Here is a 431-nt window from a genome sequence, read left to right as displayed (position 1 = left end):
CTTATTATGATGACCGGACAGCTTCTTTCGCTTGCTTTCGTGGCATTTTGCTGTATGCTTGGCGTGGGCGCGGTGCTTCATCATTTTGAGTACGCATTTAAGGCGCTAAACATCATCGCAGGGCTTTATATGCTCTATCTTGGCGCGATGCTTCTTTTTGGCAAGGGCGAGCTTAGTGTAACAAACGTCTCAAATTTACCAAGCAAAAAGCAGATGTTTATAAACGGCCTCATCGTTTGCGTCACAAATCCAAAGGCATGGATATTTTTCTCGGCTTTACTGCCTACATTTTTGGACAAAGAAGATCCCTTTAGCCTTACTCGTATGTGCGTGATCGCGGCAACGCTCGTTTTCATCGAGTTTTGTTCGCTAAATATCTATGCGCTTGGCGGAGCTATGCTAAAGAAATTTTTACAAACGCACCTAAGACT

Annotated in this window: 1 protein-coding gene; it reads left to right on the top strand. The window is 44.1% G+C overall.

The features are described 5' to 3' along the window. Positions 1-431: LysE family translocator (locus tag CYP26_RS09465; protein ID WP_103631204.1), on the top strand; the 431-nt coding region annotated here is incomplete at both ends.

It is taken from the genome of Campylobacter concisus (genome assembly GCF_002913225.1).
Classification (GTDB): domain Bacteria; phylum Campylobacterota; class Campylobacteria; order Campylobacterales; family Campylobacteraceae; genus Campylobacter_A; species Campylobacter_A concisus_J.
This window is presented reverse-complemented; position numbering and strand designations above follow the sequence as displayed.